Here is a 22,115-nt window from a genome sequence, read left to right as displayed (position 1 = left end):
CATGAAGAGAAGAATGGATGGTGAATGTGGCGTACGCTGGAGTCTTGAGTGACACTCCCAAACCTGTTCTCCTGTGTTACGCACGATTCAAGATCCGACCCTGATTTCTTTCGACCACTGCTGACAGTTTCAACGAGTGTGTTGACGAAGATCGCCACAATGCTGAGGCATCACTTCAGTGAATCGCACGGATAGTGGATTATTACGTGAGAGGCAGAAAATGTGAGATACCGTGTCGAGCGGTTGTATATGAAGAATCCTTGACCATCTAATTTTGTGCACGCCTGAAATTGCATCTAAGTATTACTCCAGAATACAAGACATTGCCATTCCTTAGTTCATATTTTTCCACAGGTCTCAAGGAAAGCGTCGGAAATAGTGGTGTGATTTTTTTATTGCACACAGGTTCTCAAGTATTCTTCGTGCCTCGGACTCATTTCTCGAAACAATAACGATCTCATTATTGTCAAAATTGAAGCCAGCTTGCCACTCACTACTAGAGGTTGCATCGTCGCCAAATAGCTTGGCCCACTCTTTCCATAATTCTCGCCCACATTCGGTTATTTCCATCCAAACCCCTACCTTGTCGAATGACAAGTCAGGAAGCGGAGCTTTCGATAGCCATTCATTGTATTCAGAGGCAATTCTGTTGCGGTCAATTATGCTAATCGTAGATAAGGTTGCTTCCTTGTCCTCATTTTCGATCATTGTGCGAAGCAAACCAGCAACTTCCATGTCATAAATTACGTCAAGAAGGTAATCACAACTTATCTCACGAGGATATCCATACAGATTCACCAAATCCTGATACAAACTGGCAAGTGAATTTGGCGCATCCACGAGCAGATCAAGCACCTGGTGCTGGATACTACCCTTATCGCACCTCATGACCATTTCCTATGGTTACTTTCCATAAGGACGAAACGTTTCATGAAGCAATTTCCCATCCTTGTAAATCTGGTGATGATAGAGTCGAACGCCAGTTGGTTCATTTACCCATAGATCTTGTACACTAATGCCACCTTTATATCGCAGCCCTTGTGCCATCTCTGCCGTTGAACTTCTTACTCAGAAGATGGATATTTGGACCACACAAGATTCTTATTACCTTATGTTCCATGCGGGTTTCATTGGCATCGGTGTTGTCTTAATTGCTGACTACTGAGTAAAGCCCACGCACCCTCCCCTGTTCTGAGAAAATTCCAGAAATCCTTTACCACCAAACCCCACGCACTTCGAGCTGCGCCGAAGACTCCACCGATCCCCGGTGTATAGTATTGCGCATCTTCATAGTTTCCACCAGGTGCTTTGAATCCCACCGGCTGGGCCTTCGCAGGAGGACCAAAACTCCTAATCTTTCCTATAGAATTAGTTTCTGAGTTAGACCCCCTCATCACTTCTTGAGCCTGTGCCGACCCGTTTTGTACATACTGTTGGTACGCCTCATGTACCCCCAGTGCAAATGCCGCAGAGGCGGCGGCAATAGCCGCGCCGATCCCGGGATCCGATCCACTGATGGCTGCACTCGATAGTCCGCAGCCAAGACGCAACCAATGTTTTTAGATCTTTTATCAGTCCGCACTTCTTGAGGATGATGGCGCGAGTACGTGACTGAGATTTACTATGCGGATGCTGGCGTCGTAACTTGCCAGAGGCAAAATATTTACCGTCTGGACTAAACGAGACTGCTATCACAGGGGCAGAATGGACCTTCAGATTCTTTAGTTCAGTTCTCATCTTGAAATTCCAAATCCGAATTGTCTCGTCTTCGCCGCCAGAAACGAGGAGGTCGTTGCTGGCATTGATACTAACCGCAAAAACGGGTCCCCTATGCCCTTGAAATGTCCATTGTTTCGACTCCTCGCCTATCTTCCATATATGAATCGATCCATCAGCACAGCCAGCAGCGATGAATCCTCCGCCGCTCAATGCCAGCGAGAAAATCTCGCCGGCATTGAGCGAGACGGTTTTCACCATCCGGCCTGTTTCCGTCTCCCAATACCGTACCGTTCCATCCTCACTACCAGACACCACACGACTGCCATCAGAGCTGAACACAGCGGTACGTACGGCATTCGTGTGCCCAAGGAGTTCTTGGACCAATGCTTTGGTATTCAGATTCCAAATGCGGATTGTCGCATCATGTGAAGCTGTGGCGAGCAATTGACCAGTAGGGTCAAAGTAAATTGAGCGGATGCCTCCACGGTGTCCTCGTAAGATGGCTCTTGTCTCAAGGGTTCGCACGTCAAATATTCGTGCAACACCGTCTCTAGTCCCGATTGCAACAAGATCTCTTTTTGGGCTAAACGCCACGGAGAGAACATTAGGTGGTGGACTTTCTGCGGTATAGCCGCTAACTTCTTTGCTGCCCTCAAACAGAACTGCCAACTCTTTTCCGCTTTGGATATCCCAGAGTCGCGCTGTGAGATCGTGTCCTCCTGATGCTAAAAGCTGCCCATTCGTACTAAAAGACAGTGCGGCTACTCCATCTGTATGACCGAGGAGTACTCTCTCTGTATTTTCTGCACTGAAACCAATTTTGCATGCAGCAAGAGCCCAAACCGTGCATACAAGAAGCGTACGCCCGAGTACATATGATCTTGTGTTCAAGGTTTCCCGGCCTCTAACAGGCTGCGGAAAAACGATTTTGGGGCCTCTTCCGAAGCATCAACTTCGGTGTCTGGAATGACCTCGTACTTGCTCGAAAACCGCATTTGCTGCGACCAGGACAGGCGAACTGCCCACCCTGAGGCATTTCACCTGTCCAGAAGGAAATCGTGCTTTCTACGGGTTTCACCCAGTGAGAGGGCGAGTTTTTCCGCAACCTGCTAGGAAAGAACCGACATCACTTCGCAAATACCTACCCTTAAACCAGTTGTATCAAAAGTACCCATGCCTACAATGACGACTATCTTGTGCCGATTGACTTTGAATACGTTCGAGTAGCTTTTGTAGGGAAGAAACAAGGTCTTGCTCTAGATCCTTCTTCTGACCCGAAAGAAGGTTTTGCGCACTCTTCAATTGCCGAATGGCCTCCTCAACCGCTATGTCGTCGAGTGACTTCTCCGCGAGGTTGCTTGCTGAACCATATCGACGCTTGGATTCCTCTGACTTACCCTCTATTAATAATAATAACCCGCGTTGGTAGTCTGATAGAATGCGATATCGGATATCGCTTTCCTTGACCAATTTAAGAGCCTCATCGTTTGCTTTCATCGCATCAGATATGTTGCCCATGCGTAGTTGCACATTAGCCAGCTGAACATAGGCTGCAATCTTATCCCCGCCTTTGTTGATGATCCAGTGAAGGTCCTCGGCTGAGGAAGAAAGGTCGCCAAGCTCAGCATACACCCAAGCCCGATAAAGTCGGGCCTCATGGTCTTGAGGATTGTTCCGAATGACCTCTGAATAATCATTCACAGCATCATGATCCTTTCCCATACACTCAAGAATAAGTCCTCGCTCTAGAAGTGCACTACGATAGCCAGGTTTTAGCGATAACCCTTTACTGTAACTTTCATAGGCTTCTTCATTGCGCCCCAGTTGCCTGAGGGCGGCGCCGCGATCAACATAGACACCGGGTGTCCGTCTTCCCAACCTAACGGCCGTGTCTAAATCTACGAGGGCTTGTTCAAATTGACGAACGGTCACGCGTACCGATCCTCGGCTTGCCCAAAAAACTGCGTTGTCTGGTTCATGTCGTATGGCGGCAGAAAAATCATCTATCGCCTCTAACGTTTTTCCAAGTTTTGCTAAGGCGCTTCCTCTCACCTGATACGCCTTTGTGTTTTTCCCTCCGGCACTGAGATACTGCGAGCTTTCTTTCACCGCTGTCTCATATTGACCCATTTGTAGATAGGCCAGCGCTTTAATCAGTAGCGGCTCAAGGCCATGAGCACTTTCAACCAGAGCCTTGTTGGCGAAATCAATGGCTTCTTGGTAATGCCCCGCCTGGAGTTTCGCGTTTGCAGCTTCCAGGGGGTCTTGTCCTCTATCTGACGCTATGGCTGCAGACAACAATGGACCACTACCGACGAATTGAACGTGATGAACCGTTCCAACAAAAGTCAGCGTCAGTAACCCAACAGGCATTATAGGCATCATGAGGTAGTCGTTATCTCATTTCGGATATCAACAAAGTTAACGCCCCTGCCGCCATTGAGGAGGGCCCGGCCTTCGAAGAAACCTGCCGCTTTCTTGCATATCTTGATAAAGACCTGGTCGATCGTAAGGACCCTGTATGATACCTTTGTTTTTATCGGAATAGTAATACTGGAATTTCTGAGTTCCAGGTTCCAAAGACAGTTGATCGATGCTACTTTTTGCATTCACATCGGACTCGATGACATTTCCCCTCTGGCCTGCCATCTCTTGCCGTACGCTCTCAAGCTCCTTAATTGCTTCTCCAAGAGCCTGTTCGGGAGAATCAGGAACACCTCCACTTCGTGGAACATCGCGAGACGTTGGCCTGCCACTGTTATTCTTCGCAACCAAAAGATCCGCACTAGGGCGTGTCATCAATTAAGCCATGTCATCGAAGCAGCGAGATAGATGGCACCGAGGAAATTGGCGGCGCGTTTATCATAGCGGGTGGCGATGGCACGGAATTGCTTGAGTCTCGCGAAAAAGTTCTCGATCAGATGGCGGGCTCGGGAGAGGTCTTGATCGTATTCACGTGGGGTTGTTCTGTTGGATTTGGGTGGGATGACGATGGTCTTCCCTGCTTTTCGCAGCGGTTCAATCACCCGTTCATCGGCATCGAAGGCTTTATCGGCGATGACGGTATCCGCCTCAATGCCGGGTAGCAAGACATCGGCGCCCTCCAGATCATGCGCCTGTCCTGGGGTGAGATGAAACCCGGTCGGATTACCCAGCGCGTCACAGGTGGCGTGGATTTTCGTGGTCAGGCCCCCCTTGCTGCGTCCGATGGCTTCCTGCACTTGGTGCCCCCTTTTGCCCCAGCGCTGTGCTGGTGGGCACGGACGATGGTGGAATCGATCATCGCGTATTCATTGTCGAGATCCTCGGCCAGACGCGCAAACACCCGTTGCCAGACGCCGCGTCGACTCCAGCGCGTATGGCGCGTGTGGATCACTCGGAAATCTCCGAACCGCTCCGGCAGATCCCGCCACGGGATTCCCGCGCGATACCGGAACAACACCGCTTCCACAAATAGCCGGTTGTCCTGCGCGGTCACCCCCACCGTGCCTTCACGCCCAGGCAACAGGGTTTCAATCTTCTCCCACTGGTCATCCCGCAACCCGTACCGTCTCACCATCCGCAGGCCCCTCCTTCGGCCTGGGACGGAGTGAATCACACCACGATGGCTTTGTGAACCTAGAAAATTAATTGATGACACGCCCTAGCTTTACTATCTTTCACTTGCGTTTGGAAGGAGGGTTCAATCCGGTTATATAGCTCTTGTATTCCAAGCGAAAACGCGGCGGTACTAGCTGCAATCAACGCTCCCACTCCTGGATCTGCCCCACTAATAGCCGCAGCCGAGGCCCCAGCTATTGGAGCCGCGGCAAACGCCCCCAACTGTCCCCACTGACCATAGGCTCCACCACCTATCGCACCCGCGGCTGCCCCCGACGCAATCGCCAAGCCGATGTTGATCTTATACCCTGCTGCCATCGCTAAGGCACCACTTGTACCTCCTGCCACGGCTCCCGCGACGGCGCCTCCAGCAATACCAGATCCGATGTCTCCAAGACTGGCAAATGCGGCCGATGCCGGCTCAAAAGTACCAAAGCCTACTCCCGCGCTCACCCCGCCGATCACACCACCGAGTAACGTCGCCTGTAAATTCCAATCGCTTTGAATGCCGCTGGTGACGGCGCCAACAATCGCACCGATGACAATGGCAACAATAATGAGATCGTCAATCCCAAAGATGTGCCCAGACGGATCGGTGTACAGCATCGGATTATTCCGTGCATAGGCATACCGATTGAGTGACTGCGGATCATCGAGATACGGTACGATGCTATCCGGCGAGATAAACCGACCGAACCAGGGGTCATAGTACCGAGATTCATAATAGTAGAAGTCGGTGCTGTAGTCGAACTCCTTGCCCGTGTACTTATACGGCACATCCACGGCCGGGGTGGTGAAACTCTGATTCGTGCGCGGGCCGCCAAAGGGAGAATAGGTGAGCGCCTGGGCCTTGACCCCGGTACTGTCCGTGATCACACTGGAACTGCCCAGATGGTCCCCATGCCAGTAGTGCACGGTCCCGTTCGTGGCGACCGTCGCAATACGGGTGTCGCCAGCCCAGATGAACCGGCTGCAACTGGTGGTGGTCCCGGTCGTATCACACTCATAGAGCTTACTGATGTAGCGAGTCGTCGTGGTGCCCACGATCTTCTTCACCCGCCCGCCCTGGCCGTCGTAGACGAAGGTGGAGTTCACTGTTGTACTGCCAAACGTGGTCACGGCGCTCGCCAAACGATTATCGACATTAAACGTCGTACTGGAACTGTAATCGCCGAGCGTACTCGTGATGCCCGTCTGGTTGCCATTGTTGTCGTAGCTGTACTGATAGGGGCCGGCGATCTGGACGGCATGGGGCCGCACCACGCCCGCGCCACTGGTGGGATAGGTAAAGGTCCCTCCAGTGAGTTGACTGTTCGACAGGATATTCCCGATCTGGTTATAGCTATAGGTGATCGTGAGCGGTGCGCCCCCGGTGTCATAGGGACCCGTGGCCGTGGTCAGCCGATCGAGGGCATCGTAGCCAAAGTCTTGATTGCCATTGATCGGATCCGTGATCAGATCTACATTCCCATCGGCGGTAAAGGCATAGGCGAAGTCTTGATACAGGGGATTGGTCCCCTTCTGGGTCTTCGTCTACTCTGGTGAGGAATTGTCTCCGAATTGGACCAATGTCACAGGGCCAAAGATTTTGCCTTGCGACGTGTCTCGTTGACGCGGAGTTTAGTTTCGGAATCTGCTAACAACTAGGGCGTGTCCTCAATTGAGCCAGATGGCGGAGGCGGCGAGATAGATTGCGCCGAGGAAATTTCTGGCGGTTTTGTCGTAGCGCGTCGCGATGGCGCGATCGTGCTTGAGTTTGGCAAAGAAATGTTCTATCAGGTGGCGCGTTTTATAGAGTTCTTTGTCGTATTCCCGCTGTTCCATGCGGCTGGATTTTGGCGGGATGACACTCTCAACGCCCGCCTGCTTCAGAAGGTCCAGAACGCGCTCGCTCGCATCGAAGGCTTTATCCGCAAGCAAGGCTTCGATTTTTTCAAGAACCCCCGGCAGGAGAACATCGGCCCCTTGCAGATCGTGCGCGTGACCGGGCGTGAGGTGAACACCCGTGGGATTGCCCAACGCGTCGCATGTGGCGTGGATGTTGGTGGTCAGTCCGCCCTTGCTGCGCCCGATCGCTTCTTGTTCGCGGACGTCTTTGGTCTCCTGCCCCCCTTTTTACGCGCCCCCGCCGCGTGCTGATGGGCACGCACGATTGTGGAGTCGATCATCGCGTATTCATTGTCGGCATCAGCGGCCAGATGCTTGAACACATTTTCCCAAACGCCGCGCTCGCACCAGCGCGTGAAGCGTGTGTGCACAGCCTTCCACGGGCCAAACCGTTCCGGCAAATCCCGCCAGGGAATCCCCGCCCGGTAACGGTATAAAACCGCCGCCACGAACAACCGGTTGTCCTTCGCCGTCACGCCAACCGTATCGTCGCGCCCCGGCAGCCATCCTTCGATCCGCTTCCACTGATCGTCCCGCAATCCATAACGCCGTTGCCCCATCCATAAGCCCCTCCCCTGGCTTATGAAGAGTGAATCACAGACCTAAGCTATTGTGAATCCTCCAAACTAATTGAGGACACGCCCTAGTGGTGATGATGGTAATCTTCGACGATGACGAGATCTTTTTCTGTAATAACGAGGTCTTTACCGTACACCTGGTGAAGAATCTCCGGCTTGAGAACCTCCGCTGGAGGAGCGGCGGCGAAGAGTCTGGTTTTGAGAAGAACCATTCGATCCACTCTTGAGCGAATCATATTAATGTCGTGTGTAATAAGAAGGACCGTCAGCTTGAGCTCGTCGTGAAGGTGTTGCACTAACTCAATGACATTGTGTTGGGTGGTGATATCCAGACCGGTCGTCGGTTCATCCAATATCAGGACCTTGGGTTGCTGGGCCAGAGCCCTGGCGATGAAGACGCGCTGTTGCTGGCCGCCGGACAGATGCCCGAGAGCGTTGTCTTTGTGAGATTCCATTCCGACCTGAGCCAGCGCCTCCAGCGCGATGTCACGATCCTTCCTCCCTGGGCGTTTGAACAGGCCCAGCGCTCCGTAACGACCCATCATCACCGTTTCGAGGACCGTCACCGGAAAATTCCGATCGACGACCCCTTTCTGCGGGAGATAGCCGATTTTTGCGCGATGGTGGCAGCGGAGCTCATCACAGGCACAGTCGAAGATATGAAGATGACCCTCTACTGGAGCGAGAAGCCCCAGTACGGCGCGGCAAAGCGTCGTCTTGCCTGATCCGTTTGGGCCGATGACTCCCACGAACTCGCCCTCGTAGATAGTCAACGAAATGTCTTTGAGCGCGATGAGCCCGGGAAATCCGAAGGAGGCATGGTCGAAACGGATGATCGGTTCGCGGAGGTCAGACACGGAATCCGAAGCTCCTTCCGGCGCTAGATGAGAACGGTTACGAGGTCGTTTCCAATGCACCGGCCAATTGGAGCACATCATAGCGAAGCATGTCGAGGTAGGTCCCGGTTCCCGCCAAACCGCCCGGCATCGCCGTCAAGACGACGACGCGGGTCTTGGTCTCCCTCGCCAGTAGCTCCGGGAGTCGCCGGCTGAGTTGAACCTCGGATACGACAACCTTGATATTCTCTCTTCTCACCTTCTCAATGAGAGACTGCAGATGGAGGGCGGATGGTTCTGTGCCGGACTGCATTTGAATCGTGCCGACAATGTCAAAGCTGAATCGCTTTGCCAAATAGGGCCAAGCTGGATGATGGGCGATGAAACGCCGGTCGGATAGCCGCTGAGTACGCTCGATCAGTTCCTTTTGCACCTGACCCAGCCGTCGGAGGTAGGCCGCTTGATTGGCCTGGTATTCAGCTGTATGACTTGGGTCCACTTCGATGAAGGCTTGGGTGATATGACGCAGCATGATAGCGACATTCTCAGGGTCCAGCCAAATATGCGGATTCCCGGCTTCCCCTTCAGGATGCATCCCTCCATGAGCATCAGCGTCGTCTCGTATCAGTTCTACTCCTTGGGAAGTCGTGATTACACGTAACGATTGGTCTCCGGCGTTCTTCACCAGGGATGAAACCCAGACCTCCAGTCCCATGCCGACCTCCAGCAACAGCCTGGCCTTCCGTACTGCGACCAGATCGGTGGGCTTGGGTGAATAGGTATGCTCGTTTTCGTAGCCGCTCAACAAAGAAGTGACTCGTACATACCGGCCGCCGACCTGTTCCGCCAAATCCTTCAGGACGGGAATCGTGACCACGACAGGAATCGGGTCACGAGCCTCCGCAATAGTGCCGGAGAGGAGAACAAAGCCTGCTAGTACGACGAGGAAAGAGAAGACAGGCGACTTCCGCAAGTGGTTGACCAGAAACATCGGCGGGGACGGTAGCATCCGCGTATGATGGTGTCAACGAGATCATGGGAGCGTTACCGCTCATAGGCCCTGTCCATTCGACTCCTTGACCACACACCAAAGTTCGATTAGCGTAGCACACCCGTTGGCCTCTGGGCATTCGTGCGGGTGGTGAAAGGATACCGGAGATGAATGTCGTCGGATTGATGTCAGGAACTTCAGCGGACGGAGTCGATGCGGCGTTAGTCACCATCGTCCGTCAGAAGGGCGGTCTCCATGTCGGGATGCTCGCGTTTCATTCGCTTCCCTATCCCCGTTCGCTGCAACGACGAATTCTCTCGGCATCGGCGTCGGGAACGGTGGCGGATATTTGTCACCTGAATGCGCTCTTAGGCGAATGGTTCGCCGACGCCGCCTTAGGCGTCATTCGCTCGGCTCAATTATCTCCGGAAAATGTCGACCTGATCGGATCTCATGGCCAAACAGTGCATCACCTGCCGCATGGCATCAAAGATACGGGTGTCGGCGCAATACGCTCCACACTGCAAATCGCCGAGCCCGCAGTCATTGCTGAACGCACCGGGATTACGACAGTGGCCAATTTTCGCCCGCGCGATATCGCAGCCGGCGGACAAGGGGCGCCGCTTACCCCAGGGGTCCACGCACTGCTGTTTCGGCATCCGCGCCGCGCCCGGCTCATCGTGAATCTTGGCGGTATCAGCAACGTCACCTACCTTCCCCGCGGATCAGGCTCTGAGGAACTCGTCGCGTTCGATACGGGGCCGGCAAATATGGTGCTCGATGGGCTCATGTCACGCACCACGAATGGGCGGGTCTCGATGGACCGCGAGGGGCGTTTGGCGGCCAAAGGCCGGGTCGATTCAAGGTTACTCGCCAAACTTCTCGCGCATCCATATCTTTCTCAGGCACCCCCAAAATCGACCGGTCGTGAGGCGTTCGGCGCGAAGATGCTGGATGAACTACTCAATTGGCAACAAGCACGTCGGTTATCGGTTGAAGATCTTCTAGCCACTTGTAGCCGCTGGACTGCCGAATCGGTTGGGACCGCAAGGCGGTGGATCAAGGGCGGGATCGATGACGTGATCGTGGGTGGGGGCGGCGTCCGGAACCGGGCGATCATGGGACATTTAGCTGACATCTTTGCTCCAGCGCCGGTCACGCCATTTGAGGCACACGGTTGGGACAGTAAGGCACTGGAATCGGTGGCTTTTGCCGTCCTGGCGTATCAAACCGTGATGGAACAATGCGGGAACGTCCCATCGGTCACGGGGGCGGCGTCCCCAAGGTTGTTGGGATGCATCGTCCCAAGCGGTCCGCACTGGTACGAGCGGCTGCGATCGCGCAAGGACGGAAGTAAGACGAGATGAAAATTCTTTTGGTCGGTTCGGTCATCACAGTGATCATCGGTCTTTGGCGCTACCTGAGGAGGGCACGTCGAAGAAAGAAGCAGACCTCGCCGTTTGCCATTCCTCCCGGCGTCACCATCGGTTCAGCCCGCTTGCTCGCGGAAGAGGAGGTCGCGTTGTATAGCCTCCTGCAAATGGCCGTCGAAGAGCGCTATCTCGTGTTTAGTCAGGTGCCGCTATGGTCCTTCGTCGAGGTCGAAGCGGAGGCAAAGGTGCGTTCCGATGTTTTGCGCCAGATCGCGCTCAAACGAGTCGATTTCGTCTTGGTCCATCCCGGGTCGTGCCGTGTCGAACAGGTCGTGCAGATCGAGCATGAATCTTCGCAACCTCATCAGATTGAACGGCAGCACGTCATCGAGTCGGTGCTCGACGCGGCGGGGATCAAGCTGACGAAGTTGTCGTCAAAGAACAGCTATTCGCTTCCCGATCTCGCCGCACGACTGGGGATCACTGCAGAGGAGTGACGAGTCGCTTCAATCGAACACCGAGTTTCTACGGCGATTGATTCGTCGAATCTTCGGCACTGGGGGAAGCCTCGATGGCTTTGCGAGCGACTTCTGCTTCCGGGCTATCGGGGTATTCCTCAACAACCCGGTCGAACATCAGTCGTGCCGTCTCGTGATCGCCCAGTTTCGTGTACGTCTGGCCGAGCTTCAGCGTGGAAGCCGCCAATTTAGGGCTGAGCGGGTAATTGGACACGACGTCATAGAACGACTTGAGCGCGTCTCGATATCGCCTCATTCGATATTGACATTCTCCGATCCAGTATTGCGCATTGGCTGCTAAGGCGGATTGGCTATGCAGCTCGATGAAGAGTCGGAAACCTGCCATCGCTGCTTCATAGTCGCGGTGCCTAAATTCATCCATGACGCGATCGTATAATCGGCGGGTCGTGTCCTGCCGTTGAGTGGGGGCGGCCAAGGACTGGCCGACCGGAAAGAAAATAAATAGGAAGATGAGAATTCTGATACCTTTGCGGAGCATAACGAGCCTCCATCTTCTTAGATGACAGTCGAGAAGCGTACATACGCAATCGGTATGCCAGAACCATGACCATGCATGAACGAGAACCGCTGAAAAAATAGAATTTTGTTCGATTCCAAAGTCCGTCGGTTTCGATCGTCTTCAACGGCGTGTAGAGGAAGACACAGATTTGTACAAAGTGGTTCGAATCCCCTCATCCACGAATTCAGTATTCAATGAGCTCGCTCCGTGTCAACGTCGTAAGAAAAGCGATAAATATCTCCTGAGGAGAGCATGGTGAGTGAAGAGGCCATTCCGGCCAATCCCTTGGGTGGACGGACCCTGGTTGTCGACCGCGCCGATCGGCGCTGTTATCCGAGTCCCAGTGCAGCGCTGAAGGATGTCGGTGCGTCGGATCAGGTCTATGTTCGTCCCGGCATCTATGAAGATAAGCTGGTCATCACTCAACGACCGGTGCGGCTTGTCGGTGCCGGGCGAGATAGGGTCCAAATCTTCTGCCGGCGTGGCGGCCCGCTGTATCTACAAGAGGTGCCGGAAGGGTGGATTACCGGCATCACGTTCCGCTATGTCGGCAGCGATCAACATTCGGCACTCAACATACTCAACTCCACATGCATGATCACGCAATGCCGAGCGATGGAAGGAATCTTGTCGGGAGTGGTGTTATATGGACCCGAATGTCGAGTCGCATTCACCGACAACGAAGTGTGTCGCAATCGGGAGTCGGGCATTTTCGTCTTTGCTGGGGCTCAACCGCGAGTGGCAGACAATCGCTGTGTTGAGAATCACCATTTCGGCATCGCGGTCAGGGATCCGGGCAGTCGTCCGGAACTGGTGCGGAATCTGTGTGAAGAAAACATGCTGAGCGGCATTCTATTGTTCCAGCAGGCCGAAGGGTTGATTCTCGACAATGTCTGTCGGAACAATCAGCATTGGGGGATCCTCATGACACCCGATTCGCACCCCAACCCGGCGCCATCGGCCCTACCGACCATGAATCGACTCGAACCGAATCTTATGGGTCCGTATTCAGTCTCCGATCAACCGCTTGCTCAAATCGGACGATGAAACGGCCAAGAGTCGCCCGAACGGTAGATGATCGTTAACTCAAGCGGGTGGAGGAAGGCGAATCATCGGGGATGTGAAACTGAAAAGAGCTTCCCCCTTGCTGCTTGGCCCGATACATTGCGGCATCGGCATGCTTCAAGAGCTCATCGACCTCGTGATCATCGGTCGGGTAGACGGTAATACCGATACTCACTCCGATCAACGCCCTGTGCTGGCCAAGGTGGAATGGTTCCGCCAATAACTTGGTGATGCGCTGTGCGACAAGCGTGATGTCTTCTTCGCACGTCAGACCTTCAAGGATAATCGTGAACTCATCTCCTCCCATGCGGGCGACCGTGTCCACCTCACGCACACACTGTTGAAGTCGTTCCGCAACGGCCTTCAAAACCTGATCACCAACATCGTGACCCATGGTATCGTTCACCGGTTTGAATCGATCAAGGTCAAGCAGCATGAGACCGAGAGCCTGTTGGAGTCGTTTGCTGCGCGCCATCGCTTGGATAAGGCGATCTCGAAACAAAGTGCGGTTTACAAGGCCCGTCAGCTGATCATATTGGGCAAGGTAGGTCAGGCGCTCCTCAGCCCGTTTCCGTTCTATGGCATAGCGGATTGAACGGATCAATAGCTCCGATTGACCCTCTCCTTTGACGAGATAATCCTGTGCCCCGTTCTGGACGGCTTGTAACGCGAGTGTTTGGTCATTGAGTCCGCTCAGCACGATGATGGCAACGGTCGGGTTCGCGGCTTGCATTTGACGCACGGTTGAGAGTCCGTAACCGTCGGGGAGGGACAGGTCGAGAAGGACGGCGTCAAAACGTGCTCGGGCCAGACGTGCAAAGGCGTCACTCAAGAGGGTCACGTGGATGACCTCGAATTCTTCCATGTCCGATTCCAGCAGAATGTCTTGAGTCAGCCGCGCATCGACATCGTTGTCTTCAACCAACAGGACCTTAATCATCGCGCTCCGGGCCAATGCTTCCTCCCTCCCTCTCACGACCACTGCTTCACACACATGATAAGTATAGCCAAAGCCCCTGAATCAACAAGCGAATCGTCGAAGCAGTGTCTTCCGATTTTAGCTTCACCGAGGCTCCATGGGAGGGATGCACATTCACCTACAGATGAGACACTGCAGAGGCAGGCAAGACAGTCAGCTGGTCATCCAGCGATTTGGAGAAAATCGTGGACCACAGCATCGGCCTCAGGGTTCTGTCAATTCAAAGGGAGAAAGGAAGTGGGAGAGGAACAATTGAGTCATGAACCGTGAGAAATGATACGGAGGTCACCCGGGTAGGTACCGATTGGACCCTGCGGTGGGCCGATTGCAGCTTCACAGGCGTATCCCGGTTCAAAGGGCCATAGTAACGAACGACCCAGGACGCTGCCACGGATGTGAACATATCGTAACGTGACGCCCAAGCGAGCAGCGTCATCCTTAACCTTTTGGGTACATTCGTCTGATGTATATCCACGACGTGAAATCAGAAGCGGCTCTCCGGAGGCGCTGAAAAATGAGAATTCGCTTGCGCATCCCGTTACCGAGCACACCACACAGATAATTCGGGTAAGCCGCCGCAACCGTGTTCTTAAAAGCATGGAACCGTCGCTTTTGAGATACCTTCTGGTGATCCCAAGCCAAAAGACATATCAAACCATAACACGAAACCCCACTTTCAATCGACCTGAGGAAAATTTTATCTCGACCTTAGGGGAGGGCAGATCCCTGCAGAAATTGCCTCCTTCTCGGCAAGAATATCCTTTTAGCTCTTGCGGTATCTCAAGATCATGGCCGTAAACGGCCCATTATCGACACTCTTCACTCTGGCACAGAAGTTGACGGAGACGATCGAGTTTTGCTTTTGTTGAGATCGAGGCTTGGGTCCCCAGCGAGGTCCGTCCGATGCATGAAGTAGATCCGTTTACCGCTCTTTGGGAACTGCTCAGTCGCGACGTGAGGGCTGTCGGCGGGCTTCAAAGTCCTATGCTCAGCTGGATCGGCGCGGCGAGTATCCTCACCCTTTGTCTTTGGCATAGTGCGGTGCTCATTCGAGGTCTGGTGCAAATTCGGCGGACCCTTTCACGGTTCCACGCAACAGTTGCGCCGCTGGTATCGGCGCGCCAACAGATGTCCAAGGACTGGCTTGTCATTCCGACGTTGGCGAAAAGGCAGGCGCGTCCTGATGAGTCGGCGGAAACGCGACGTGATCTTGATGACCTGCAAGCCCTCGATCGTGCGGTACGGTCGGAGCAGGCTTTTGCCAGAGACTGGCTCTCATACCGCAAAACTCTTGCGGTAGAGCAATCTGCCTGGTTTCTTGAGCCGACAGTCCACAGCCAGCGCTCCGCAAGCGAGTTTTTCTCGTTCGAATCTCTCTGCACAGCCCAGCTCAATATCCGTTTTTACAGACAGCTTCCCGCCTTCATGACGGGTATGGGTTTGATGTTCACCTTCCTTGCCATTTTGATCGGGCTCAGCAAACTCCATGCGAATGGGTCGGAGATCGATGGAATCCAAGGTCTTATCAACGGGCTCTCAGGAAAGTTTGTGACATCCATCGTCGGCTTGGCCTGCGCCAATGCGTTCACTCTCCTTGAAAATTGTTTCTGTCATCGGCTGGACAACCGACACCGAGAGTGTGTTTCCCTCCTGGACCAAATGTTTCCTCAAAAAGCTGCCGATCAATCTGGTCAGGCTTCCACATCGTCGAACGGATCTCCAGCGACCATAGTCGCTCCTGTCCGAAACGATACCACGCATCAGCTTGTAGAAGCCGTGCAGCAACGCCTCGGATCAACCGTCACAGCTCTGAACTCCGCTGCACAAGCGCTTACGGCGCTGAATTCCAAACATTCACCGATGACACGTGATGATTTGCCCGGGGAGATCGGTCACGAGGTTCAGCGGGCGTTAAGACCCATGATGAATTCCTTGCTGGAAGCCATTCACGATCTCAAGCGCTCGATGAAAGAGCGATCTTCCCCGGTGCAGCTGTCTCCATCAGAGATGGAAACGATGTTCCAGAAACTCAGGAGCAATACAACTGCGACGGTAGAACATATGCGTCCGGCGAATAAAGACTCCGATCCAGGAAAGTCCTCTCGCCTCACATGACACGGCACGGAGAGAACGATGGGGATGAAGTCGATCTTTGCACAAGACAGTCGTGACAACTCAGCCGTGGTGACGAGCGGGGTTGCAGATCTTATGACCTCCCTCGCCGTCATCTTCATTCTCTTGCTCGTGACCTATGTGACTCGAGTCCAAGAGGGAAATACCAATCCGGTCAGGAGCCGTACCGTAGCGACGGACATGACACCGAGACTTGACCCACTCCATACACCGCCGGAAGCCAGAAGGCCGAACGTCCATACGATCACGGTGCCGGATACGGCGATCAACTTTGAGTTTGGGAAGAGCACGTTGCTCCCTACCACCGAAACCTTCTTGTCCGAGGCCATGCCTCACTACGCCGCAATCACTTGTCAATCTGGTGGTCAAGAAGTGGAAGCGTTTGTCATTGAGGGGTACACCGACGATCTGGGGGACGATATACGTAATCTGAGACTCAGTCAGGACCGCTCTTTTGCGGTGTTGGCGAAAAGCTTGGAAGTCATCCGCGAGAAGCTTCCTTGGGCTTATGAATGCTTCTTACAGAAAGCCACAGCGAACGGGCGTGGAAAACAGAACCTTCTACACAATGATGCCGGACAGCTGGACCGCGATAAAAGCCGTCGCGTCATGTTCAAAATCCACATGCGACCCATGTAGCGTACCGAGCCCGCACAATATGCTTTTTAACCATCGATGGTTCGCCTGTGCACGATCTCAGATCGATTCGGATCCCGTCTGCCGCCGGCTTGTCCCATGCTGGTAATTGCTATTGGTGGAGACTTGAGAAGCCCGTCCCCTATATGCGGCGACTCAGTTCGATCAACTGCTCGATAGAGAGGACTTCCGCACGGGTGGAAGGAGAGAGATTGAGGAACTTCAATGCTGCTGTCACCGGCTTCTGCTCGTACCCTTCATCTTTCAGCGAATTGACCAGCGTTTTACGGCGGTGCGCGAAGGCGGCTTTCACCAGCGCTGCGAATTTGGGCTCTTCCTCCTGGTTCAATCCTCTCTGATGTCTGGCCTTTAGCAGAACTACAGCAGAGCTCACCTCCGGTCTAGGGCGGAAACATTCTGCTGAGACCTTGAAGGCCTTGGTGATGTCGGACGAGTATTGGGTCATGACGGACAGGACGCCGTAATCTGAGCTTCCAGGTTTGGCCACCAATCGATCGACGACCTCATTTTGCAGCATGAGCACCATGCGGGCAAAACGGCGACGCTGATCGAGAAGGCGAAAGAGGAGAGGTGTCGACAAATTATACGGAAGATTGGCGACGACGATGGTGCCAATCGGAAGGTGTTCGATCGGAGAGGTCATCGCATCGCCGAGGATGAGCGTGAGATTCAACAACTGGGGCTGTCGTTCAGTCAGGTAAGCATGGAGTCGTGGATCGATCTCGATTGCCGTCACGTGGCCGGCGGCACGGCAGAGCGCTTCTGTGAGAATGCCGCGTCCGGGTCCGATCTCAAAAACGGTATCGGTCGGCGTTAGTTCAGCCAGCGCGACGATCTTGCGGACAATGTTGGAGTCGATGAGAAAATTCTGTCCAAGCCGTTTGATCGCTGTAGGAGGGAAAGAGGAGTCCACCCTCAACTCCCAGTTGGGGGAGCCTGGGATAATCGCTTGGCTAGTATTATCAGCGGCGAGCGATAACATTCCACGAGATCCGTAAACTCTTCGACCAGGTCATTGGTAAACGACGGTCCCGGTTGGATACGAGTGAACGCCTGTCCTTCCAGATGGCCAACGGTATCGGTGATAAGCGCCACGGTGCGCTCTTTCCATTTGGCTACCCGCTCCGTTCCAGCAACGGTGTTCAGATCTTGAAATGTCTGTTTCTCGAGCATCTCCAATTCATCAAGCTGCTGCCGGACCACGGTAAGCCCCTTCGACCTATCAGGCGACACGTCCGGCCCGTCCCTTCGTGGCTGGAGTTTCCGTCGTTCTATTCTGAGTAATCCTGGCAGCCAGCTTGACGGCCTCAATCAGACTTCCGGGATCGGCGACGCCCTTCCCAACGATATCAAAAGCTGTTCCATGATCCACTGAGGTGCGGATGATAGGCAGGCCCACGGTGAGATTGACGCACGTACCGAAGGCGACTAGCTTCAGGGGAATGAGGCCCTGATCGTGGTAGAGGGCGACGACGCCGTCAAAAGACCCGTTCGCGGCTTTCCCGAATAGGGTGTCCGCCGGTAGAGGATCACTTGCCAGGATGCCTTTCTGTTGGGCCGCACGAGCGGCTGGAAGAATCACGCGGGCTTCCTCATCGCCGAACAATCCATGCTCACCGGCATGGGGATTGAGGGCAGCCACTCCTATCCTGGGACGCTTGATGCCGAACCAGGTCGTCAGCGCCAATTGGGCCAAACGAATCGCCTTTTCAATCTTTGCTTGGGTCAGCAGCAACGAGAGTTCTTTGATCGCGACATGTGTCGTGACGAACATGATGCGTAACGGCCCGCCCACGATCATCATGCCTGACTCGTTCGCGTGGGTGAGATCGGCCAACAATTCGGTATGGCCTGGGTACCGGCAGCCGGCCATATTGATGGCTTCTTTATTGATGGGCGCCGTCACCATTCCCTGGATACAGCCGAGCTGAGCCAGTTCGACAGCTTTCTTGATAAAGGCGACCGAAGCGGCACCGGTCTCTGCTGCCGCGATACCAGGCTTGAACGTTCCCAGCGGTGTCTCCAGCGGGTCCAGCACAGCCACCGTTCCTCTTTGCGGCATCAATGTTTGATGGCCGTCAACAGCGAGGACCCTCTGTTTGAGCTTCAGTGCCTTGATCGTTCGCTCCATTACAGGCAGCGATCCGATGACGATCGGTCGGCAAACATTGTGCAGGCGAGCTCCAGATAGAGCCTTGGCGATCACTTCCGGGCCGATGCCGGCTGGATCTCCCATTGTGATTCCCAGCAAAGGTAGTTGGGGAGAGGAGGAACGTTTGCGAAGTGATCGCGATTCAGTTGACATAGAGATGCACCGTATAGCCGACATAGAACAGAGCCCCGGCGGCGAGTAGCCACGGCCGCCACTGACCGCCTATCAGAATCTGCAGGAGGCAGAGTCCCACCGCCTGCACGGCCAAGATCATGGTGGTCAATGCCGATGGTGCAATCGACCATTCGGTTCCGATCAACCCCAGAGTGACCGGGAAGGTGCCTTGAAACACCATGGCCCCTGTGACATTGGCCACGGCGAGCCGGTCTTTCTTGCGGTAGAGCCAGAGAAAGCTGTTGGACATCTCCGGCAGTTCGGTGGCGAGCGGTGCGATCAGCAGCGCCAAAATCAACGGCGACATGGCGAATAAGCCGGCCATCGATTCTGCCGCCATGACGAACAAATGGGCGCCCACTATCAATCCGCCTAAACCCAAGAGGGCCTGAAATCCGATCATTGCATACGACGGTATGGCGGCGCCCTTGTCGAAAATCAGCGGCTCCAACTCACCCCCTTCTTCGCCCTCGGTCGGTGCGAATTTGAGCTTCATGTAGTAGAGATACAAACAGATCAATATGACGGCCGCGATGAGGTGGATGAGCCTGGAGGGCACGAAGGCGCAACCCAAAGCGATAAAATATCCGATCATAAAAAACGTCAGGTCCGTCAGCACTTCCCGATAGTTGAGATGAAATCGTGCAGTCCGCTTGCCGGCTCGTGCATAGAGCAACAGCAAAACGGCCAATATGGGCAACACCAGCGTGCTGAGCATGAAAGGCGCCCCTAAGATGGCGCCCAAACCAACCTCAACCTCTTCCCGGCTTTCGCCGAAGAAAATCGCAATGATCGGGATCGAGGTTTCAGGCAGGGTTGTGCCGATTGCGGCAAAGATGCTGCCTACGGCTCCCTCGGAGATACCTCGCCGCTTGCCCAGCCATTCAATGGCATTGGTAAAGAGTGCGCAACCACCAAGCGTGACCGCAACGGAAACGACAAAGAGGAGCACGTAGTACAGAACGGTCACGCCCGGCCTCGCAAGTTGATCATCCTGTGCTTTGGGAATCCTTGTCGATAGGCCAGCAGTGCTTCCTCCATAACCGTCTTGAGGGGGCGACCAGTTCGTTTTGCGATGGCCTTGCAGTCCTCGTATTCGGGGGAGGCTTTTTCCCATCCGGCGCCGACTTCCGCGACTTTCATGCGAACGACTCCGCCTCGGGTCCTGACAGCGATGAATCGTCGAGGGAGGACTCGTCGGCGTACCTCGTGAAAACGTACTCCAAGCGTGGTTGTTTCCTGGAAGAGAACTTCGAGGACGGCATCCGTCCGGTCTTCGGTGACCATGCAGCTCAGCACGACGCCTGGTCTACTTTTCTTCATGACGACGGGAGCCAACGCGACATCAATAGCACCGACTTGAAAGAGCTGTTCCATGAGGTATTCGTATGTCTGTGGACTGAGGTCGTCAAGATTCGTCTCAATCTGCATCACCCGCTCGGTCTGACGTGTCTCGGATGTGGACTCTTCCTCGATAAACACGCGCAAGGCGTTGGGCCACCCGTCTGGATTGTGGTCGCCGGCCCCATATCCTACTGCCATACTTTTCATGGCCGGCATAGGGCCGAATTCCGAGGCCAATGTGCTGAGCAGCGCAACCCCGGTAGGAGTTGCGAGCTCGCAGCATGGGCCGGCGGCATAGATCGGGATTCCCTTCGCCAGCTCCGCCACAGCCGGTCCTGGAACCGGTAAGAGCCCGTGTGATGTCTGAACGGAACCGGCCCCTACATTGATGGGAGACGATGTGACTCGGGTGATGTTCAAGAGATGGCAACCGAGTACGCCTCCGACGACATCGATCAACGAATCCACAACCCCCACTTCGTGAAAGTGAACCTCCTTCACATCGACTCGGTGGGCATGGCTTTCCGCTTCAGCCAGCCGATCGAAGACCGACCGACTCCGTTCCTTGACCGGCCCAGGCAGCGTGCTGCCGGCAAGGATCTTTCGGATACGTGAGAGGGTCAGCGGCCGTTGAAACCCCTGTTGAACGATCACGTCGACCTTTATCGCCGGGAGCGCGCCACGATGCACCTCACGCTTTCGCAGTCGGTAACCGTTGATTTGTAGGCGTTTGAGGCCGTTAATTAACTCTGTCCACGAGAGCCCGGCGCTGACCAGTGAGCCCAAGACCATGTCTCCACTGACGCCGGAGAAACAATCGAAGTGTAAATGGCGGCCCACCGAGTTCCTCACTTGCCACAGGTAAAATGACCGGACATCTTACCCAAACGTCTTGCCGAACGGCAATCGATGCTTCATTGTCGACGCTTCGTTGACACCCCGGGGATGCTATGTTATCCCCCTAACAATGTGTTGAGCGCATTCACCGTGCATCGTGGCGAGCCAGCCATTTTCACCCATGAAAGTAGATTCTGGTTTTTCATTGAAGTCCTCGAACAACCGACATCCTCCGAAAATCCTGCTCCTGTTGTTCGCCCTTTGCGGTTGTCTGGCTGCATTCTTTCCAGCAGACAGTCTCTCAAAGGTGAAGCCCCCTCGCGTTCCCAGGCCCGAGCCTGGGCTCAAAATCGTCGAACTCACCATTGCGCCGACACCCTATACTCTGGGCGACGGGCCTCTTCAGTTTTCCGTCACGGTGCGGCTTCCGAAAGAAGTCAAAGGAGACCTCATTCTTGAGGTGACATCGCTCATTAGTTCACCTTCGAAGACCTCGCTCCGATTCCTCACGCACCGACAGCCTCTTCTCATCCCACCAGCGGAAACTAGGGAGCTGGAACGATCGACAGTGGCCGTCGAACTTGCGTGGGATGGGCAGGATCACCGCAAACAACTTGCCGAGGTGGGCACCTATTCGTATGAAGTGCGGACAAAGTTGTTGGCAAACGGAGAGAAGGGGTTACGCACCGTGATGGTTGCTTGGCCGAAGCGGGGCATGCTGGAAGTGAAATAGTGTCCCATTGTCTCTTCCG

The 22,115-nt window shown here is 54.4% G+C and carries 20 protein-coding genes and 2 pseudogenes; 7 read left to right on the top strand and 15 right to left on the bottom strand.

The genetic code is table 11. The features are described 5' to 3' along the window. Positions 1-357: 357 nt before the first annotated feature. The 5 genes and pseudogenes from P0120_20570 to P0120_20550 all read right to left on the bottom strand — a co-directional run bounded on the left by P0120_20570 (position 358) and on the right by P0120_20550 (position 6,582). Positions 358-888 (bottom strand): hypothetical protein, encoded by a 531-nt coding sequence (locus P0120_20570; GenBank protein MDF0676703.1) that lies wholly within the window; start codon positions 886-888, stop codon positions 358-360. Between the two features lie 555 nt (positions 889-1,443). Then, entirely contained in the window at positions 1,444-2,610 is a 1,167-nt protein-coding gene (locus P0120_20565; GenBank protein ID MDF0676702.1) for a WD40 repeat domain-containing protein, read from the bottom strand. A 270-nt stretch (positions 2,611-2,880) separates the two neighbouring features. Beyond that, a complete protein-coding gene (locus P0120_20560) occupies positions 2,881-4,092 on the bottom strand; it encodes a tetratricopeptide repeat protein (protein ID MDF0676701.1) in 1,212 nt (403 codons plus the stop codon). 425 nt (positions 4,093-4,517) lie between these two features. Continuing rightward, positions 4,518-5,278 (bottom strand): annotated as a pseudogene (locus P0120_20555) (IS5 family transposase). Between the two features lie 59 nt (positions 5,279-5,337). Next, entirely contained in the window at positions 5,338-6,582 is a 1,245-nt protein-coding gene (locus tag P0120_20550) for an RHS repeat-associated core domain-containing protein (protein ID MDF0676700.1), read from the bottom strand. Between P0120_20550 and P0120_20545 the strand changes: the two genes are divergently transcribed. Next, the gene (locus P0120_20545) at positions 6,568-6,864 is read left to right on the top strand and encodes a hypothetical protein (GenBank protein MDF0676699.1); all 297 of its coding nucleotides are present in this window, start codon (positions 6,568-6,570) and stop codon (positions 6,862-6,864) included. The two genes, P0120_20550 and P0120_20545, sit on opposite strands and share 15 nt — an antisense overlap. Before the next feature lie 111 nt (positions 6,865-6,975). On the opposite strand, the pseudogene P0120_20540 reads toward P0120_20545, so the two are convergent. From P0120_20540 to P0120_20530, 3 genes and pseudogenes are all read right to left on the bottom strand, one after another. Continuing rightward, positions 6,976-7,766 (bottom strand): annotated as a pseudogene (locus P0120_20540) (IS5 family transposase). Positions 7,767-7,849: 83 nt separating this feature from the next. Next, complete coding sequence (locus tag P0120_20535; GenBank protein MDF0676698.1) at positions 7,850-8,641, bottom strand: metal ABC transporter ATP-binding protein; 792 nt, start codon at positions 8,639-8,641, stop codon at positions 7,850-7,852. A 37-nt stretch (positions 8,642-8,678) separates the two neighbouring features. Continuing rightward, positions 8,679-9,629: a metal ABC transporter substrate-binding protein gene (locus tag P0120_20530; GenBank protein ID MDF0676697.1), complete on the bottom strand. Its 951-nt coding sequence runs from the start codon at positions 9,627-9,629 to the stop codon at positions 8,679-8,681. A 149-nt stretch (positions 9,630-9,778) separates the two neighbouring features. On the opposite strand from P0120_20530, the gene P0120_20525 reads away from it, so the two are divergent. After that, the gene (locus P0120_20525; GenBank protein ID MDF0676696.1) at positions 9,779-10,978 is read left to right on the top strand and encodes an anhydro-N-acetylmuramic acid kinase; all 1,200 of its coding nucleotides are present in this window, start codon (positions 9,779-9,781) and stop codon (positions 10,976-10,978) included. Next, positions 10,975-11,481, top strand: coding sequence for a DUF2726 domain-containing protein (locus P0120_20520; protein ID MDF0676695.1), 507 nt, complete (start codon positions 10,975-10,977; stop codon positions 11,479-11,481). Before P0120_20525 ends, P0120_20520 begins: the two co-directional genes overlap by 4 nt. A gap of 28 nt (positions 11,482-11,509) precedes the next feature. Here the strand turns inward: P0120_20520 and ybgF are convergent, their stop codons facing one another. Then, a complete protein-coding gene (gene ybgF, locus P0120_20515) occupies positions 11,510-12,001 on the bottom strand; it encodes a tol-pal system protein YbgF (GenBank protein ID MDF0676694.1) in 492 nt (163 codons plus the stop codon). 273 nt (positions 12,002-12,274) lie between these two features. On the opposite strand from ybgF, the gene P0120_20510 reads away from it, so the two are divergent. Then, positions 12,275-13,069 (top strand): right-handed parallel beta-helix repeat-containing protein, encoded by a 795-nt coding sequence (locus P0120_20510; GenBank protein ID MDF0676693.1) that lies wholly within the window; start codon positions 12,275-12,277, stop codon positions 13,067-13,069. Positions 13,070-13,103: 34 nt separating this feature from the next. On the opposite strand, the gene P0120_20505 is transcribed toward P0120_20510, so the two are convergent. Next, the gene (locus P0120_20505; GenBank protein MDF0676692.1) at positions 13,104-14,027 is read right to left on the bottom strand and encodes a GGDEF domain-containing response regulator; all 924 of its coding nucleotides are present in this window, start codon (positions 14,025-14,027) and stop codon (positions 13,104-13,106) included. Between the two features lie 942 nt (positions 14,028-14,969). Between P0120_20505 and P0120_20500 the strand changes: the two genes are divergently transcribed. Both P0120_20500 and P0120_20495 read left to right on the top strand, forming a co-directional pair. Then, positions 14,970-16,181, top strand: a complete 1,212-nt coding sequence (locus P0120_20500; protein ID MDF0676691.1) for a hypothetical protein — start codon at positions 14,970-14,972, stop codon at positions 16,179-16,181. A gap of 18 nt (positions 16,182-16,199) precedes the next feature. Beyond that, complete coding sequence (locus tag P0120_20495) at positions 16,200-16,838, top strand: OmpA family protein (GenBank protein MDF0676690.1); 639 nt, start codon at positions 16,200-16,202, stop codon at positions 16,836-16,838. A 139-nt stretch (positions 16,839-16,977) separates the two neighbouring features. Here the strand turns inward: P0120_20495 and rsmA are convergent, their stop codons facing one another. Genes rsmA through larC form a run of 5 tightly spaced genes read right to left on the bottom strand, consistent with a single transcriptional unit; the run spans position 16,978 to position 21,366 of the window. Further along, positions 16,978-17,769, bottom strand: coding sequence for a 16S rRNA (adenine(1518)-N(6)/adenine(1519)-N(6))-dimethyltransferase RsmA (gene rsmA, locus P0120_20490; GenBank protein MDF0676689.1), 792 nt, complete (start codon positions 17,767-17,769; stop codon positions 16,978-16,980). Positions 17,770-17,771: 2 nt separating this feature from the next. Continuing rightward, positions 17,772-18,089 (bottom strand): hypothetical protein, encoded by a 318-nt coding sequence (locus P0120_20485; GenBank protein ID MDF0676688.1) that lies wholly within the window; start codon positions 18,087-18,089, stop codon positions 17,772-17,774. Further along, entirely contained in the window at positions 18,079-19,092 is a 1,014-nt protein-coding gene (pdxA, locus tag P0120_20480) for a 4-hydroxythreonine-4-phosphate dehydrogenase PdxA (GenBank protein ID MDF0676687.1), read from the bottom strand. Before pdxA ends, P0120_20485 begins: the two co-directional genes overlap by 11 nt. A gap of 58 nt (positions 19,093-19,150) precedes the next feature. After that, entirely contained in the window at positions 19,151-20,152 is a 1,002-nt protein-coding gene (locus P0120_20475) for a hypothetical protein (GenBank protein ID MDF0676686.1), read from the bottom strand. Beyond that, positions 20,149-21,366 carry a nickel pincer cofactor biosynthesis protein LarC gene (gene larC / locus P0120_20470; protein ID MDF0676685.1) on the bottom strand — a complete coding sequence of 406 codons (1,218 nt, stop codon included), beginning with the start codon at positions 21,364-21,366 and terminating at the stop codon, positions 20,149-20,151. Before larC ends, P0120_20475 begins: the two co-directional genes overlap by 4 nt. Before the next feature lie 304 nt (positions 21,367-21,670). Between larC and P0120_20465 the strand changes: the two genes are divergently transcribed. Next, positions 21,671-22,096 (top strand): hypothetical protein, encoded by a 426-nt coding sequence (locus P0120_20465; GenBank protein MDF0676684.1) that lies wholly within the window; start codon positions 21,671-21,673, stop codon positions 22,094-22,096. The last annotated feature ends 19 nt before the right edge of the window (positions 22,097-22,115 follow it).

Origin of the sequence: Nitrospira sp. (assembly GCA_029194675.1) — a bacterium.
In the GTDB taxonomy this organism is placed as follows: Bacteria; Nitrospirota; Nitrospiria; order Nitrospirales; family Nitrospiraceae; genus Nitrospira_D.
The sequence above is the reverse complement of the archived record's forward strand: the minus strand, read 5'-3'. Positions and strand labels throughout refer to the sequence as shown.

Excerpts from the sequence above, each read along its gene's own strand:
- P0120_20570 (MDF0676703.1), bottom strand. The coding sequence starts at position 888 with ATGAGGTGCGATAAGGGTAGTATCCAGCACCAGGTGCTTGATCTGCTC.
- P0120_20560 (MDF0676701.1), bottom strand. The coding sequence starts at position 4,092 with ATGCCTGTTGGGTTACTGACGCTGACTTTTGTTGGAACGGTTCATCAC.
- P0120_20545 (MDF0676699.1), top strand. The coding sequence starts at position 6,568 with ATGGGGCCGCACCACGCCCGCGCCACTGGTGGGATAGGTAAAGGTCCC.
- P0120_20530 (MDF0676697.1), bottom strand. The coding sequence starts at position 9,629 with ATGCTACCGTCCCCGCCGATGTTTCTGGTCAACCACTTGCGGAAGTCG.
- P0120_20525 (MDF0676696.1), top strand. The coding sequence starts at position 9,779 with ATGAATGTCGTCGGATTGATGTCAGGAACTTCAGCGGACGGAGTCGAT.
- P0120_20520 (MDF0676695.1), top strand. The coding sequence starts at position 10,975 with ATGAAAATTCTTTTGGTCGGTTCGGTCATCACAGTGATCATCGGTCTT.
- ybgF (MDF0676694.1), bottom strand. The coding sequence starts at position 12,001 with ATGCTCCGCAAAGGTATCAGAATTCTCATCTTCCTATTTATTTTCTTT.
- P0120_20510 (MDF0676693.1), top strand. The coding sequence starts at position 12,275 with ATGGTGAGTGAAGAGGCCATTCCGGCCAATCCCTTGGGTGGACGGACC.
- P0120_20505 (MDF0676692.1), bottom strand. The coding sequence starts at position 14,027 with ATGATTAAGGTCCTGTTGGTTGAAGACAACGATGTCGATGCGCGGCTG.
- P0120_20500 (MDF0676691.1), top strand. The coding sequence starts at position 14,970 with ATGCATGAAGTAGATCCGTTTACCGCTCTTTGGGAACTGCTCAGTCGC.
- P0120_20495 (MDF0676690.1), top strand. The coding sequence starts at position 16,200 with ATGGGGATGAAGTCGATCTTTGCACAAGACAGTCGTGACAACTCAGCC.
- pdxA (MDF0676687.1), bottom strand. The coding sequence starts at position 19,092 with ATGGGAGATCCAGCCGGCATCGGCCCGGAAGTGATCGCCAAGGCTCTA.